The 15,758-nt window shown below is 68.4% G+C and carries 9 protein-coding genes; 8 read left to right on the top strand and 1 reads right to left on the bottom strand.

The annotated features are described in order from the left end of the window. Window positions 1-22: 22 nt before the first annotated feature. Genes ABTW95_RS17130 through ABTW95_RS17115 form a run of 4 tightly spaced genes read left to right on the top strand, consistent with a single transcriptional unit; the run spans window position 23 to window position 3,345 of the window. Entirely contained in the window at window positions 23-799 is a 777-nt protein-coding gene (locus ABTW95_RS17130; protein WP_500226748.1) for a DNA glycosylase family protein, read from the top strand. Beyond that, window positions 777-2,243: a B12-binding domain-containing radical SAM protein gene (locus tag ABTW95_RS17125; RefSeq protein ID WP_500226747.1), complete on the top strand. Its 1,467-nt coding sequence runs from the start codon at window positions 777-779 to the stop codon at window positions 2,241-2,243. The genes ABTW95_RS17130 and ABTW95_RS17125 overlap by 23 nt, the downstream gene beginning before the upstream one ends. Continuing rightward, window positions 2,240-2,866: a dTMP kinase gene (tmk, locus tag ABTW95_RS17120; protein ID WP_500226746.1), complete on the top strand. Its 627-nt coding sequence runs from the start codon at window positions 2,240-2,242 to the stop codon at window positions 2,864-2,866. Before ABTW95_RS17125 ends, tmk begins: the two co-directional genes overlap by 4 nt. Before the next feature lie 32 nt (window positions 2,867-2,898). Next, window positions 2,899-3,345 carry an NUDIX hydrolase gene (locus tag ABTW95_RS17115; protein WP_500226745.1) on the top strand — a complete coding sequence of 149 codons (447 nt, stop codon included), beginning with the start codon at window positions 2,899-2,901 and terminating at the stop codon, window positions 3,343-3,345. 129 nt (window positions 3,346-3,474) lie between these two features. On the opposite strand, the gene ABTW95_RS17110 is transcribed toward ABTW95_RS17115, so the two are convergent. Continuing rightward, complete coding sequence (locus tag ABTW95_RS17110) at window positions 3,475-4,506, bottom strand: hypothetical protein (RefSeq protein ID WP_500226744.1); 1,032 nt, start codon at window positions 4,504-4,506, stop codon at window positions 3,475-3,477. 334 nt (window positions 4,507-4,840) lie between these two features. On the opposite strand from ABTW95_RS17110, the gene ABTW95_RS17105 reads away from it, so the two are divergent. The 4 genes from ABTW95_RS17105 to pglX all read left to right on the top strand — a co-directional run bounded on the left by ABTW95_RS17105 (window position 4,841) and on the right by pglX (window position 15,698). Continuing rightward, the gene (locus tag ABTW95_RS17105) at window positions 4,841-6,199 is read left to right on the top strand and encodes an IS701 family transposase (RefSeq protein WP_500226743.1); all 1,359 of its coding nucleotides are present in this window, start codon (window positions 4,841-4,843) and stop codon (window positions 6,197-6,199) included. Continuing rightward, window positions 6,181-6,976, top strand: a protein-coding gene (locus tag ABTW95_RS17100) for an IS5 family transposase (protein WP_500226818.1) whose coding sequence is annotated in 2 segments (ribosomal slippage) — window positions 6,181-6,527 and window positions 6,526-6,976 — 798 coding nt in all. Because the reading frame shifts where the segments join, the coding sequence is not laid out codon by codon here. Before ABTW95_RS17105 ends, ABTW95_RS17100 begins: the two co-directional genes overlap by 19 nt. A 400-nt stretch (window positions 6,977-7,376) precedes the next feature. Next, window positions 7,377-11,966 (top strand): BREX system serine/threonine kinase PglW, encoded by a 4,590-nt coding sequence (gene pglW, locus ABTW95_RS17095; protein ID WP_500226742.1) that lies wholly within the window; start codon window positions 7,377-7,379, stop codon window positions 11,964-11,966. 141 nt (window positions 11,967-12,107) lie between these two features. Beyond that, window positions 12,108-15,698 (top strand): BREX-2 system adenine-specific DNA-methyltransferase PglX, encoded by a 3,591-nt coding sequence (gene pglX, locus ABTW95_RS17090; protein WP_500226741.1) that lies wholly within the window; start codon window positions 12,108-12,110, stop codon window positions 15,696-15,698. Window positions 15,699-15,758 lie beyond the last annotated feature (60 nt).

The raw sequence follows: 15,758 nt of genomic DNA, 5'->3' as shown, positions 1-15,758 counted from the left end.
CACACCAGGGACGATGACCGGCATGACGTATGTGATGCGAGACCATCTCGGCTGGGACAACACCGGCACGGCATGGCTGCGCGCCGCCAACACTCCCACCGGCGACGTCGTCGTCCTGACTGCCGCCGAGCCGCCCCCGCACGGGTCCGCAATGGACACGTTCACAGCACCCGCCCAGTGGCCGGACACGATGCCGCCCACGCTGGCGAACGCGTTGACCAGCGTGGGCCCTGTGAGGCGTTGGGCGACCCCGAGCCTGTGGGACGCGATCGCCACCGCGATCATCCGGCAAGTCATCCGCGCAGACCAAGCCCGCCTTCACCATCAGCGGTTCCGTCGGCAGCACGGCCCGGCCGTCTCCACCGGTAACGGCATGCTGTACGCCCTACCCCGCCCGGAGACCGTCGCCGCCCTGGAGCGGGCCGACTTCCAGCGGCTCGGTATGGCGTTCAAAGCCGACGCGCTTCGCAACGCCGCCGTCGCCTACCTGGACCACCACGCCACATGGCTGCAACTGCCACCGCCGCAGCTACTGCAGGAGCTGCAGTCCGTCCCGCGGATCGGGCCGTGGACGGCCGGCGCCGCCGTCGCGGACTTCACCCACGACTGGTCGCTGTATCCCTACGGCGATCTGGCCGTCCGCACCTGGGCAAAGCGCGCCGCCCCCGACGTCGCCTGGCCCGCCAGCGAACCCGAATTCGCCGAACGATGGCGCACCATCACCGGCCATCACATCGGCACCATCACCCTGTTCACCCTCGCCTGGGGAGCACGCTGTGCAGCACATTCGGACCCATGACCTGCTCCAAGGACACGACCCCACCCGCCCCTTAGACGCCGTGTTCGTCAACGCGCCGCTGCGCGACTACGCCGACCGTCCACGTACCAACGACTACACCCTGCCGACCTTGGGCATGGCCTACATCGCCACCGTCGCCGCCGACCGCGGCTTCAACGTCGCGGTCCTGGACGCCGAGGCCCACGGCCTCCCGGTCGGCGAAGTCGTCACCACCCTGCATGACACCGCGCCCCGCTGGGTCGGATTCAACCTCCTCGCCCCCACCTACGAGACGTCCGCGCACATCGCCGACCGGCTCGACCCCACCATCAAACTGATGCTGGGTGGACACCAGGCCAAGGCGATGCCCGGCCCGATCCTCGACGACCCGCGGATGCGGCGCTGTGAAGCGCTCGTGCTCGGCGAGGCCGAAACCCGCGTCGCCGCCCTGCTGGAGGACCACCGGACCCGCGCCGAACTCCCCGGCGTGATGTGGAAGGACCCGGTCCTGCACCGCCCGGTCACCGGCGGCCACCCCGGCAGCAGCCATCACCTCGCGCCCGACATCGACTCCCTGCCGTTCGTCGACCGGGCATTCCTGACCCAGGACCCGCACCCGGTCGGCGACCGTCTCATGGCCAACATGGTCGGGGCCCGCGGCTGCCCCTACGACTGCTCGTTCTGCGGTGCCGCCGTGTCCGCCAATCCCGACATCACCATCCGCACCCGCACACCGAGCAACATCATCGACGAGATGACCCAGCTACGGGCTACCCACGGCGTCAGCGCGTTCCGATTCGTCGACGACCTATTCCTGGGCGCACGGCGCATCATCGAGCAGATGATGCGCGCGTTCACCCGCGCCTCCGTCGGCTCGTGGGCGGTGTGGGCCGCCACCGGACGCATCAACGTCCTGCATCGGCTCCCCGACAGCACCCTCGACCAGCTCGCCGACAACGGCCTGCGTGAGGTCGCACTCGGGATCGAGTCGGGCAGCCAGCGGATGCTGGCCCACATCGACAAACGCATCACCCCGGCCATGGTCCGCTCGGTGGTGCGCCGCCTCACCGAACGCGGTATCGCCGTGAAGGGGTACTTCATCCTCGGGCTGCCCACCGAGACCCGCGACGACCTCGCCCAGACCGTCACCCTGGTGCGGGACCTCTGGGATCTCACCGCCCCCCTGCCGGGCCGGTTCCGCGCCAGCGTGTTCGAGTTCCGCCCCTACCCCGGCACCCCCGAATGGGACCGGCTCATCGCCACCGGCCGCTACACCCCCGAGCAGCTGCTGAACTACGCCGCCGTCGACCTCACCGACGCCGGCGCCGACGAGGCCATGCGGAGCCGGGACGAGTTCAACTTCTCGGTCAACCTCCAGTTCGGCGAGCCCACTTTAACCGAGATCCGCGACACCCTGGTCGAACTCACCCGCCAGCAGCACGCACGCAACAAGGCGGCCGCATGAACCAAACCATGACCCGCGGCCTGCTCATCACCCTCGACGGACCCGGCGGCGCAGGCAAGAGCACCCTCGCCCACGCCATCACCACCCAACTCCTCCAAGCCGGGATACCCGCCGAGCCCACCAGCCAGCCCTCCCCCGGACCGATCGGCGCCCTCGCCCGAGCCGGCACCCACCAGTTCCACGGGCACGCCCTGGCCTGCCTGGTCGCAGCCGACCGCTACCACCACCTCGACACCCTCATCCGGCCCGCACTCTCCGCCGGAACCACCATCGTGTGCGACCGGTACACACCCTCCTCCCTGGTCTTCCAGACCCTCGACGGCGTCGAGCAATCCTTCATCACCCACCTGAACCGGCACGCCCAACACCCAGACCTGGCCGTCTTCCTCACCTGCCGCGACACCGAACTCCGCCGCCGACTGACCACGCGCGGCTCACACGGCCGCTTCGAAGACGACCCCGACATCACCACCAAGGAGACCGCCCGCTACCACGCCATATCCGCCCTATACGCCGCCCAGGGAGTCCGCGTCCTGGAACTCGATTCCACCAAGACCTCTACCGAATCACTCGCATCCCAGGTGGTCACGGCCGTGCTACCGCTAACCTCGGCCCCATCCTGAACCGCAGCACCAGCGCGCGCCGGAGGGGCAGCATGACCGACCGCTACCGACCCATCGTGGACGTCCACGTCATCCTCGAACGCGGCGACGACATCCTGCTCCTGGAACGGCAAGGCACCGGATACGGCGACGGAATGCTCCACCTGCCGTCCGGCCACCTCGAAGCAGGCGAACCGCTGCCGCAAGGCGCGGCGCGCGAGGCACGGGAAGAGGTCGGCGTGGACATCGATCCCGCCGACCTCGTCCTGGCCACGGTGGTCCACCACCAACAACGCCCCGACCTGGCCCGCATCGGAATGTTCTTCGCCACCTGCCGCTGGACCGGGGAACCCTTCAACGCCGAACCCCACAAATGCGGCAAGCTCCAATGGTGCGACCCGAGAGTCCTGCCGACCAACACCATCCCCTACCCGGCCACCGGAATTCGCGCCTATCTGGAAGGCGCGCCCTTCACCACCCACGGCTGGGACGCCGCCTAGCAGACTCCTTCGCAAAGCGAGCAGACACTGCACCCTGGCACGCGCTCGCGGAAGGGACGCGGGAGCGAGCCGGCGGCCTGTCTCCCTCCCGAGCAGGAGCCGGCCGGGTGCACCAGCGTTGCTTATCGCCTACCGATCCCACACTTTCACCCGCTGGACTCCTCTGACGGGCTTGTCGTCCGGGCCCGCGAGATAGGGGCTGATCCAGCGGCGCTCCACACGCCCACGCCCGGGGCCGACGTGGTAGCGGCGCCAGTGCCCCTCCACCCACCATCGCACCGAATACTCTTTGCCGGTACCGGGACGCGTCCCGCTGCCGCGCGGCTCGGGGCGCCGCACGCGCACCAGCCGTACGTCACTGACCGGCAGTCCCGCTCTGGCCAGCCTCCGCCGCGCAGGACGCAGGGCCCGCTCGGTCTCGTGCGCTGCCAGTGGCTGCCGCATCAGCAACCACGCCGCCACCACCGTCCTACCCCACGCGCTCGTCACATCCTCCTGCTCGGGCAGTTCCTCCGGCTGGTCCAGCGGCCACACCAGCTCGTTGTCGGGCATGAACGGCCCGACCTGCCGCTGCCACACCAGCCGGGCATCAACCAACCGCCCCAGATTGGCCCTAATGAATCCCTTCGGATCGCTGTAGAAGGTGAACCACACCGCGGTCCCTGCGGCCCACTGCAACCCCACCGGTATCTCGTGGCCGTCTTCGGTGAGGAGGAACGGCGGCCGGACGATCCCCCAACTCACCGCGACGATCTCCAGGCGGATTCCGTCAACGCAAGCGCTGCTCAAGGGGGTTTCGAACACCATGAACCCGCTGCGGCTGGGCAGGTCGTGCTCGAACAGCTCATATCGGTTCAGCTGCCTACCGGCGTGCCGAGCCAGTTCGGTCATCTCCCGGCTCACCCAGTACAGCTCACCCTCGGTGACGCGGCGGCGCTCGTCCTCGGCCAACCGCGCGGCCGAGCGCGGCAGCGGGCCGGGCGGGCGGATCTCCTGGCTTCCCGCGAGCAACGACTCCAGGTAGAACTCGGTGCCGCGTTCATCCAGCCACGCAGCGAGTTTTCCTCGCATTTCCGGCAGCATATGCGGAGTCGAATAGCTCCAGATGCAGTCTTGGCCACTGCCATCACTCGCCCCTGCAAAGATCTCCGCGCCAGACACTCGCCCCACCTTCCCCCAAAGCCCTACAGCAACTGAATGCTGGGACGCTGACCATTGGAGGAACATCAGGCACTACCTATTGCATGAATGTCAAGGGAATTCTAGTTGCGCACCCGCGGTGGTTCATGCGGGTATTTCACTAGTACGGCAGCAGCACTTCGCGGCCTGAGCTGGGCGGATGGGCGGTCCCGAAGGATGCGGGGAAGCCGGGCCGGTTGATGCGGTCTTGTGACCGGAAGACCGGACATGAAGACGGCTGCTCTGTGATCAAGTCTGTGTGACGAGAGCAAAATCCAGAGCAGCCGCTGCGCTCATCGTAGAGGCTGAGCGGGCCGTGTCGGGCCTGCATGAGCTGATGGGCCGGGTCCGGGGCTGCTTCGCCCGGATCGAGCCGTGGGTGCAGGCCTGCGGGTACGTCCGGGCGGTGTCGTCGGACCTGCCCGAACGCAACGGGTGGACGATCGCCGAGTGGATCGGCGACCGCACCCCGGACAAGACCCAGCGGCTGCTCAACCACGCGGTCTGGGACACTGACGGGGTGATGTCCCACGTCCGCCGGTACGCGGCCGCAGGGCTGGACGAGGCCGCCGGCCGGGCCGGATACGGGCAGCTCCTGCGCATCGGGGCCCTGGATGAGACCGGCCAGGAGAAGAAGGGGCAGGCCACCGCCGGGGTCAAGCGCCAGCACATGGGATGCGCCGGGGGCGTGGACAACGGGATCAACACCGTGCACCTGGCCTATGTCCGTCAGCGGGTCGGGCACGCGCTGATCGGCTGCCGGCAGTGGATCCCCGCCGAACAGGTGGCCGACCCGGACCTCGCCGGGCGCATGGGCCTGCCCGCCGGGGCGGTGTTCGCCACCAAGGGGCAACTGGCCGTGCGGCTGCTGGCCGACGCCGCCGACGACGGGGTGAGCATGGACTTGGTCGCCGGTGACGAGGTCTACGGGCACAGCCCCGACCTGCGGACCCACTGCGAGACCACCGGGCAGGGCTACGTCCTGAGAGTGCGTTCCACCTTCACCGTGGCACTGGGCGACGGCTCCCGCCGGCGCTGCGAGCAGATCGTCCGGTCGATGCTGTGGCCCCGCGAGCGGTGGCAGGTCCTGTCGGCCGGCCCCGGCGACAGGGGCGCCCGCGATTACGCCTGGGCGTGGGTGGCCACCGCATCGGCGGTGCACTGGCTGCTGGTCCGCAAGCACCTGCGCACCGGCGAACTGGCCTTCCACTACTGCCACGTCCCCGCGGGGCGGCCGGTGTCGCTGCACCTCCTGGTCGCCGCGGCGGGGCTGCGGTGGCCGGTGGAGGAGTCGTTCGAGTTCGGCAAGGACCTGTTCGGGCTCGACCAGTCCCAGGCCCGCCTCTACGAGGCGATCCGCCGGCACACCATCCTGGTCATGCTCGCCCTGGCGGTCTACGCGGTCGCCGCCGCCAACGCCCGGCCCCGCACCGACACCCAGGCGCCCCCGCCGACCGGCCCCGACGCCCCACCGCCCGCCGACCCCGGACACACCCCGCTGTCCGTCGCAGCGATCAAGAACCTGGTCAACGCCCTGCACCCCCGCCACCACGGCATCGACCACACCATCCACTGGCAGAACTGGCGAGACCGGCACCGAGCACGAGCCCGCTGGCACCACCAGCGAACCCGCCTCCGCCGCCCACTCGAACACGCATATCCGCAGCTCACCTAACGAAATGCTGCTGCCGTACTAGGCCGCCCATATGCGCCGACTTATGGAGTGTAATCCGTGCAGAGCGGCCGCTGCCGGATGGCGCGTTTCCTATTAGTCCTCAGATCTGGCCTCAGCCTGGGTGCGTTCCGGGCTCGCAGCAGTTGCCGCCGGTGTTCGGGCCATCGGGCCCTACCGCACACCGGCGCTTCACCGAGTGGACGGCCGCGCGTGTGTGGGCCAGGCTGCACCGGCTCGTGCTGGACGAGCTGGGTGCGCGCGGTGAGCTGGACTGGTCGCGTTGCGCGATCGACTCTGTCAGCGTCCGTGCGAGCGAAGGGGGAGCTGACAGGCCCGAATCCTGTCGACCGCGGCAAACGTGGGTCGAAGATCCATCTGCTGACCGATCGTGCCGGGCTGCCGCTGTCTGTCGGGATCTCGGCGGCCAACACCCATGACAAGCTGGCGCTGGAGCCGCTGGTTCGGGGCATCGCGCCGATCCGCTCCCGGCGCGGGCGGCGCCGGTGCCGCCCGGCAAAACTGCACGGCGACAAGGGTTACGACTACGCCGACCTGCGGCGCTGGCTACGCGGGCGGGGCATTACCCCGCGCATTGCGCGCCGCGGCATCGAGCCCTCCGACCGGTTGGGGCGGCATCGCTGGGTGGTGGAACGGACAGTGTCCTGGCTGAGCAGCTGCCGCCGCCTGCACCGCCGCTACGAACACAAGCCCGAACATTTCCTGGCTTTCGTCGGCATCGCCGCCACGCTCATCTGGCACCGCCGACTCGCCAAATGAGATGACGTCTAAGGATGGCTACGCCGCACGCGACGTCCTCGAGCATGGGCGCCGTCTGTCGCCGCGGCAGGAGCGCCAACGCCAGGCACACCCGATTCGTCGGGCCTTGGCCAAGGTTCAATGCCGGCGGGCCTTCAAGTGCGGCTGGATGCAGCCGTCGCCACCGTCGAATCGGCACTGACTACGGTTGCGTTCGAGCGGCAGCACTACGCAGACACCAGCCGCCCTGGTCGACGGTCGGCTCGTACCTGCTCCGCCGACCTACCTCACGGCCAGCAGCGGTGAGGCAGGCGTGCCCGGCTGGCGGCCCCTCGTTGTCGGTGGGCGGCTATAGCATCTGTGCTCCGGTGCCCGTCAGGGCGCGGCGGTGAGGCGTAGATCTCGATGGGCGGGTTGAAGGATGCTCGAGGGTCGGTGGACGACGGTCACGGAGTCCCAGTTCGAGCATGAGCGGCGGGGGCTGGACGCGATCCGCGAGCGGCTGCCGGACGGCGGTCCGTGGCATGCCTGGTCGAACTTCACGTTCACCGCCAACACCGGCCACATCCGTGAAGTGGACCTGCTGGTCATCGCCCCCGGCGGGGTCCACATGATCGAGCTGAAGGACTGGCACGGTCGCCTCGCCACTGAGAACGGCACGTGGGTGCAGACGACCCCGTCCGGACGCCGCGTGTCGCACGGCAATCCACTGCACCTGGTGAACCAGAAGGCCAAGGAGCTCGCCGGGCTGTTGACCCAGAACGGCGAGCGCGTCTGGGTGGGTGCGGGTATCTGCTTCACCGACGCAGCGTTGCGGGTCCGGCTGCCGGTGGGCGAGCAGCGCAGCGTCTACACCATCGACGAACTCGCGACGATGCTGCGCCGGCCGCCGAGCGACGAGCGGCGGCGAATCGACGGTCCGCGCGCACGGGCGATCAAGACCGCGTTGGAGCGGGTCGGTATCCGCCGCAGCGAGGCCGAGTTCAAGGTGGGGCCGTACCTGCTGGACCGCAGCGCGTTCGACACCGGTCCGACCTGGGCCGACTACTTCGCCCGGCACAACGACCTGCGGGAGCCGGCGCGGGTGCGGATCTACCTGAGCGAGCGCGGTGCCGACGCGTCCATCCGGCGTTCAGTGGAGAACGCGGCGCGCCGGGAGGCCGCGGTGCTGCAGCGGTTCCGGCATCCGGGGGTCGTCCAGCTCAAGCAGTACGACCCGTCCGGTCATTCCGCCGGCCCCGCGCTGATCTTCGATTACCATCCCGACACGCTCCGGCTGGACGAGTATCTCGTCCGCTACGGCGACAAGCTCGGCATTCTCGACCGCATGGCGCTGGTCCGGCAGCTCGCCGAGACAGTGCGGTCCGCGCATTCCAGCCGGATCCATCACCGCGCCCTGGCCGCGCGTTCGATCCATGTGATTCCTCGTCCGCGCCGCCGCGATGATCCGTCCGGGGACGGGGACGCCCGCTGGCTGTCCCCGATGCTGCAGATCTCCGACTGGCAGATCGCGACCCAGCGGACCGGGTCGGCGGGGGCGACGCGGTTCGCGCCGACGAGGCTGTCGGCGATCCACCTGTCGGACGGTTCCGACGCCTATCTGGCGCCCGAGCTGACGGCGGTCAATCCTGACGCGGTGGCACTCGACGTCTACGGACTCGGTGTCCTGACGTATCTGCTGGCGACCGGCAGGCCTCCGGGCGGCTCGCAGGCGGAGGTGCTGGGGCGGCTGGAAACCGGGGACGGGCTGCGTCCGAGCGGGGTCGTCGACGGCTTGTTGCAGGACATCGACGACCTGGTGCAGGCCGCCACCGCATTCCGGCCGGAGCGGCGGCTGGCGACGGTGGATGAGTTCCTGGAGATGCTGGAGTGCGTCGAGGACGCGCTCACCACCCCGACCGGCAGCACCGATCCCGGCCTCACGCCCGTGGAGCCATCACCGGAAAAGGACCCGCTGGAGGCGGTTCCCGGCGATGTGCTGGCAGGCCGCTGGGAAGTGCGGCGGCGACTTGGCACCGGTTCGACGAGCCGCGCCTTCCTCGTACGCGATCTGAGTGCCGGCGCGGACGGGAAGGTCGGCCGCGTGCCGGTGGTGCTCAAGGTGGCGCTGTCAGACGCACGGGCCGCGATCCTGGTCCGCGAGGCCGAGGTGATGCGGCGGCTGCGCGCCGATTCGCGGGTGATCCGCCTGGTGGAGCCGGAACCGCTGACCATCGGCGGACGTACGGTGCTGGCCTTGGAGTACGTGGGTGATGAGCGCTTCAGCGACGAGCCGCCCGGCACGGTGTCGTCCCGGCACCGCCAGGAGACGGTGGCCCGCGAGCTGCGGGAGCGCGGACGTCTCCAGATCGACCAGTTGGAGGCCTACGGCGACTACCTGTTCGGCGCGGTCGACTTCCTGGAGGGCGAGGGCGTCTGGCACCGCGACATCAAGCCCGACAACATCGCGATCCGGATCCGCCCGAACCGCACCCGCGAACTCGTCCTGATCGACTTCTCGCTGGCCGGGTATCCGGTGCAGGAGGTCGACGCGGGCACCGACGGCTACCTGGACCCGTTCATCGGGGGCCTGACCCGTTCGGTGTACGACGCGCACGCCGAGCGGTATGCGGTCGCGGTCACGCTGCACCAGATGGCGTCCGGAGAGCTGCCCAAGTGGGGTGATGGGAAGGTGGCGCCGCGGCAGCTCGATCCGCAGGAATGGCCGTACCCGAACATCGCCGCCGACGCCTTCGACCCGAACATCCGCGACAGCTTGGTCGCGTTCTTCCGCAAGGCCCTGCACCGGGACGCTGAGAAACGGTTCCCCGAGCTGAAGCCGATGCGGGACGCCTGGAAGAAGATCTTCCTCGACCTCGCCGATCGCACGCCATCCACAATTCCCGGAAGCCGGCACCCGGTCGCCGCGAACGGCAAGGCCGGTGAGGCCGGCATCGCCGACGCGGAGCCGGCGACGGCGGAGCAGGAGCGCGACCGGCTCGCCGCGCAGGCCACCCGCGATACACACCTGTCAGCGGCCGGCCTCACACCGACCGCCGAGTCCTTCCTGTTCGGCCTCGGCGTCACGACCGTCGGCGAGCTGCTGGAGTACAGCCGCCGCAACCTGGTCAACGGCCCCGGACTCGGACCGAAGACCCGGGCCGAGATCCAGAAGCGGCAGCGCGAATGGGCCGAGCGGCTCGGCCGCACCCCGCAGTCCCCGCTGACGCCCGAAGGGCGCAAGGTCGCGGCGGGTGAGCTGAAGGAACTGAAGGAGCGCAGCGTCGCCGAGGCCGCGGTGGCCGATAGGGCGGTGACGAGCGAGCAGGCCGGGGCTCTGGCGGCTGAGGTGCTGCGCGCCGCCAGCCTCGACGCGCTGGCGGCGCTGCTGGTGCCGAAGCTGAAGCCCAACGGGTCGAACCGCAACGAGGTGGAGAGCATGCGGCTGCTGCTGCGGCTCCCCGACGAGGGCGGCACACTGCCAGACGTCCCACTGTGGCCGACGCAGACGAAAGTGGCCGACGCTGTGGGGATTACGCCTGGCCGGGTCCCGCAGATGCTCCGGGAGCAGCGCAGGCGCTGGCGCCGGGAACCGGTGATGCAGGAGCTGCGCGCGGAAATCCTGGAGCTGCTGGCCGGATTCGGCCGGATCGCCTCCGCGATGGAGCTCGCCGAGGTGCTGACCGTCCGCCGCGGCACCCGCTTCCAGCACCCGGCGCTGCGGCGCGCGATGGGCCTTGCGGCGGTGCGGGCGGTGGTGGAGGCCGAGCAGTTCGTCCCTGAGGAAAGCGCGTTCCGCCACTTCGCGAAGCGAGACGATGACGGGAACGCGACGAACGGCGGCCTGCTGGCGCTGGAGGTCGGCGAGGACGACGGCCCCGACACACCGTCGGCTCCAGGCCTGCAGGACTACGCGTTCCGGCTGGGCCGGGTCGCCGACCGCCTGGCCGGTCTGAGCACGCTACCGACGGCGGGGACGGTCCTCACAGAGCTCGGCGCGATCAGCCCGCCGCCCGGCACGATCGACTGGGACGAGCGCCGCACGGTCGAGGTCGCGGTCGCCGCATCCAAGAACGCCGCCGTCACACCCCGGCTGGAGATCTACCCGCGGGATCTGTCGCTCGTGCGGGCCCTGCGTCTCACCCAGGCGGGTCTGGTCCCGCTCATCGCGGGCGTCCCGGAGGAGTACCAGCCGGGGCTGCCCGCCGGGGAGATCCACGAACGGGTCCTAACCCGCTTCCCCCGCTTCAACGACTCCGGCGACCGGCTGCCCACCGGCGGCGCGCTGACCCGGGCGTTGCAGGAGGCGGGCTTCGACCTCACGCTGTCCGAACGCAAGGACACCCGCACCCACCGTTACCTGCCCACGAACCTGGACCTCGTCTCCAGCTACGTCAGCGGACCGGGCCGCCGCCGCCAGACCCGGAAGGGCGGTGTCACGCGGTATGCCACCGACCCGCAGATGGCGGCGGCCGCCGAGGCCGAGGAACGCCTGGAGGCCTCGGTCCACCGGGACGGCTTCCGGGTGCTGACCGTTCGCGCCGGCCTCACCGAACAGGCCGTAGCGGAACTGTCGGGTCCCCGGTTCGGCGCCGAGCCGCTGTCGGTGACGACCCTGTTCCTGCGGACCCTGCACGACCTCGTCCCACCCGGCACCAAACCGACGTGGGAGACGATCCTGCGCGCCGACGTCGCCGAGCCCGGCAGCAAGGCCGCCGGGAAGTTCAGTGAGTACGCGCGCACTGCGTGGGGTCGCGTGGAGTCGGCCATCCGGGAGCGGATGGCGGCGGGCTCCGGTCCGCTGCTGCTGACCGAGACCGCGGTGTTCGCCCGTTACCAGGCGATGGGTGTGCTGTCGTCGCTGGCGGCCGCGGCCCGCATGGGCGGACGCGGCCTGTGGCTGCTGTGCCCGCAGGGTGACCCGTTCCGGGAGCCGCGCCTAGGCACCACGGCCGTCCCGTACCAGGACGCGCTCGGCGAGTGGATCAAGCTGCCGGACCCCTGGGTCACCAACCTTCACCGCGCAGCGTGACCCGGACGCTTCGCGGTTGACATGAACCACTGGCCTGATCAGGTCTGACGACCTCGTTCGCACCAGCCGTTTCTGTCAGCGGTCGCCGATACCCTGTGCTCTAACACACCCCAGAGATTCACAGTGGATCGGACGGCCCCCGTGATCGACCGCAAGGCCCTGCTGGCCGACCTGAAGAAGCAGGTCCAGGAACTCGAGAAGGACCTGGCCCAGCAGGTCAAGGAACTTCCCGAGATCAGGGCCCGCTTCGACAGCGAGTACGACCAGGCCTTCAAACTCGGCCGGACCGCCGCCACACGAAGCTCCTGGCTGGACGAACGCATCACGCAGGTCGCGGTGGCGTGGGTGCTCGGCAGCGTCTTCGTCCGCTTCTGCGAAGACAACCGCCTCATCCCCGAGCCCTACCTCGCCGCCCCGGAGCCCGACCGCCACGACCTCGCCCGCGTCCGCTACGAGGCATACGTCGAAGCCGACGACGACCCCACCTACCGCGGCTGGCTGGAACACGCCTTCGCCGAACTCGGCGAAGGACAGGCCGGCAGGCTGCTGTTCGACCCGGACCACAACGCGCTGTACCAGATCCCGATCAGCCACGACGCCGCAGGCGCCCTCATCGACTTCTGGAAGACGCGCGACGAGGACGGCACCCTCGTCCACGACTTCACCGACCCCCTGAACGACGACGGCACGAAGGGCTGGGACACCCGCTTCCTCGGCGACCTCTACCAGGACCTGTCGGAGTCGGCGCGGGAGAGGTACGCACTCCTGCAGACCCCCGAGTTTGTCGAGGAGTTCATCCTCGACCGCACCATGGACCCGGCGATCCGCGAGTTCGGCTTCGAAGAACTCAAGATGATCGACCCGACCTGCGGCTCGGGCCACTTCGTCCTCGGCGCCTTCCGCCGCCTGGTCCGCCTCTGGAACGACCGCCGCCCCGACCGCGACCTCCACGAGCGCGTCCGCGCGGCCCTCGACTCCGTCCACGGCGTGGACATCAACCCGTTCGCCATCGCCGTCGCCCGCTTCCGCCTCCTGGTCGCCGCGATGGCCGCCGCCGACATCCGCACCCTCGGCGAAGCCGGCAAGTACGAATGGCCCCTCCACCTCGCCATCGGCGACTCGCTGATCAAGGCACGCCAACTCGAACTCACTCTCACAGGCGAACACAGCGGCGACCCCTTGGCGGAGTTCTCCTACGCTACAGAAGACGTCCACGAACACCCGCAGATCCTGCAGCCCGGCCGCTACCACGTCGTCGTCGGAAACCCTCCGTACATCACGGTAAAGGATCGCAAGCTAAAGGATCTTTACCGGAATCTTTATAACGCCTGCACCGGTCTCTATGCCCTAACCGTTCCCTTTGCCCAGCGGTTCTTTGAGCTGGCAAAGCGTGGAGGTGTCGACGGTCGCGGATTCGGCTTGACGGGGCAAATCACGTCAAACTCGTTTATGAAGCGAGAGTTTGGCAGCAAACTCATCAACGAGTACTTTGCCAATCAGGTTGAGTTGACTGAAGTAATCGACGCCTCGGGTGCATTTATTCCTGGGCACGGCACTCCTACAGTAATCATCATCGGAAAGCCATGCGGCGGCAGTGGCCGGTCGACATCAGTCCGCACGGTCCGCAGCATCCAAGGCGAACCCTCCGAGCCCACAGACGGAGAAGCAGGCCTAGTGTGGAGGGCGATCGTCCGGAGCATTGATGATCCGGAGTTCGTCAACCCGTGGGTGTCTACGGCAGACCTAGAGCGGGAGCGCTATTTTAGTCGCCACCCATGGATCTTGCTTGATGACGGCCTTGAAATGAAGGAAGTAATTGAGGCTGCCCCAGGATCACGCCTTGCCGATTTGGCGACGAGGATAGGATTCGTCGGCATGACTCATGCTGACGAACTTATGGTCCGCCCACGGCGTTCTTGGGGAGAGGGATTTAGAGAAATCACTCGGCCACTCGTCGCAGGAGACGAACTGCGAGACTGGTGTGCATCTACCAACAACCTGGCCTTCTTTCCATACTATCGCGATAACTCTCTGAAACAACTGACGGCAGAGGAGTCGAATTCCCCCCTCCTTTGGCCATATAGGACGGAACTCGGCAAACGAGTGTCACCTTCAGGGAAGACCTACTTCCAAGAAGGGAGACCCTGGTGGGAGTGGCACCAGCTCCCCAAAGACTCCGGCGCCTCCGAGACATCGATAGCGTTCGCCTTTGTTGCGACACACAACCACTTCATTATCGATCGACAAAAGAGGGTATTCAAGCAGTCGAGCCCAGTTATCAAGCTGCCCAAAGGCGCTACCGAAGAGGACCACCTGCGCCTGCTCGGGTTGCTGAACAGCTCCACTGCCTGTTTTTGGCTCAAGATGGTCAGCCACGACAAGGGGATCCGCGGCGAAGGTGGCGGGTTCACCAGCGACGACTGGGAGCGCTTCTTCGAGTTCACTGGAACAAAGTTGCAGCAGTTCCCGCTGCCCAGCACCTACCCGACTGAGCTGGCCACTGCGCTCGACGGGCTTGCACAGGAGCTTTCCGCAGTAATGCCGTCGGCTGTTGCTTCGTCGGGTTCGCCCACCTCCTCTGTTCTTCGAGAGGCCAAGGGGAAGTGGGAGTCGATCCGGGCGCGGATGATTGCGTTGCAGGAGGAGTTGGACTGGCAGATCTACTCCATCTACGGGCTTCACCCGAAGGATCTGCGCGCGCCTCAGGGCGACGTGCCGGAGCTTGCTCTCGGTGAGCGGGCGTTCGAGATCGTGCTGGCTCGTCGGGTCGCCAAGGGCGAGGCGTCCGATGAGTGGTTCAAGCGGCATGGGTCCATGCCGATCACGGAGATTCCGGCGCACTGGCCAGAGTCCTACAAGGCGATCGCGCAGAAGCGGATCGATGCGATCGAGACGTCACGTGCAATCGGGATGATCGAACGACCCGAGTACAAGCGACGGTGGGCAACCGAGGGGTGGGATGCGCTGCAGGAGAAGGCGCTGCGGTCCTGGCTGCTCGACCGGATCGAGAACCGGGAGTACTGGTTCGACGCGAATGGCGCCCCCGTCATCCAGTCGCTGTCGCGGCTGATCAGCATGCTCGGGCAGGACGAGGACTTCGTGTCGGTGGCGGGCATCTACCGGCCCCGGGAAGAGCTCCGGAAGGTCGCCGCTGGCCTCATGGCCGACGAGCATGTCCCGTTCCTGCCGCAGTTGCGGTACAAGCCGTCCGGGCTCAGGAAGCGGGCCGACTGGGAGAACGTCTGGGATCTGCAGCGGCAGGAGGACGCCGCGGCCGACGAGATGGCCAAGCGGAAGATCCGGGATTCGATCCCCACGCCGCCGAAGTACACCTCGGCCGACTTCCTGAAGCCGTCGTACTGGCGGGCGCGCGGCAAGCTGGATGTGCCAAAGGAGCGGTTCATCTCGTATCCGACTGCGCTCGGGGTGCAGCCGGAGCTGTTCGGTTGGGCCGGGTGGGACCACCGGGAGCAGGCGCTGGCGCTCGCGACGTACTTCACCGGCCAGTCGATGACGCGCGAGGAGATCACGCCGTTCCTGGCGGGTCTGCTGGAGCTCCAGCCGTGGCTGAACCAGTGGCACGATGACTTCGACCCGGCGTACAGCGGTTCCCCGGCCGCGTACTTCGACGGCTACCGGCAGCAGGTCAGGGACGAGCACGGTTTGACCGACGACGATCTGCGCGCCTGGCGGCCGGAGGCCGCGCGGCGGGGCCGCAGGGCCAAGCAGTAGTCGTCCGGAACCACATCCAGGCGACAGACGCAGGACCGGGCAGTACCGGCAACGGCGGAA

It is taken from the genome of Spirillospora sp. NPDC127506 (assembly GCF_040302145.1).
Lineage (GTDB): Bacteria > Actinomycetota > Actinomycetes > Streptosporangiales > Streptosporangiaceae > Spirillospora.
The sequence above is the reverse complement of the archived record's forward strand: the minus strand, read 5'-3'. Positions and strand labels throughout refer to the sequence as shown.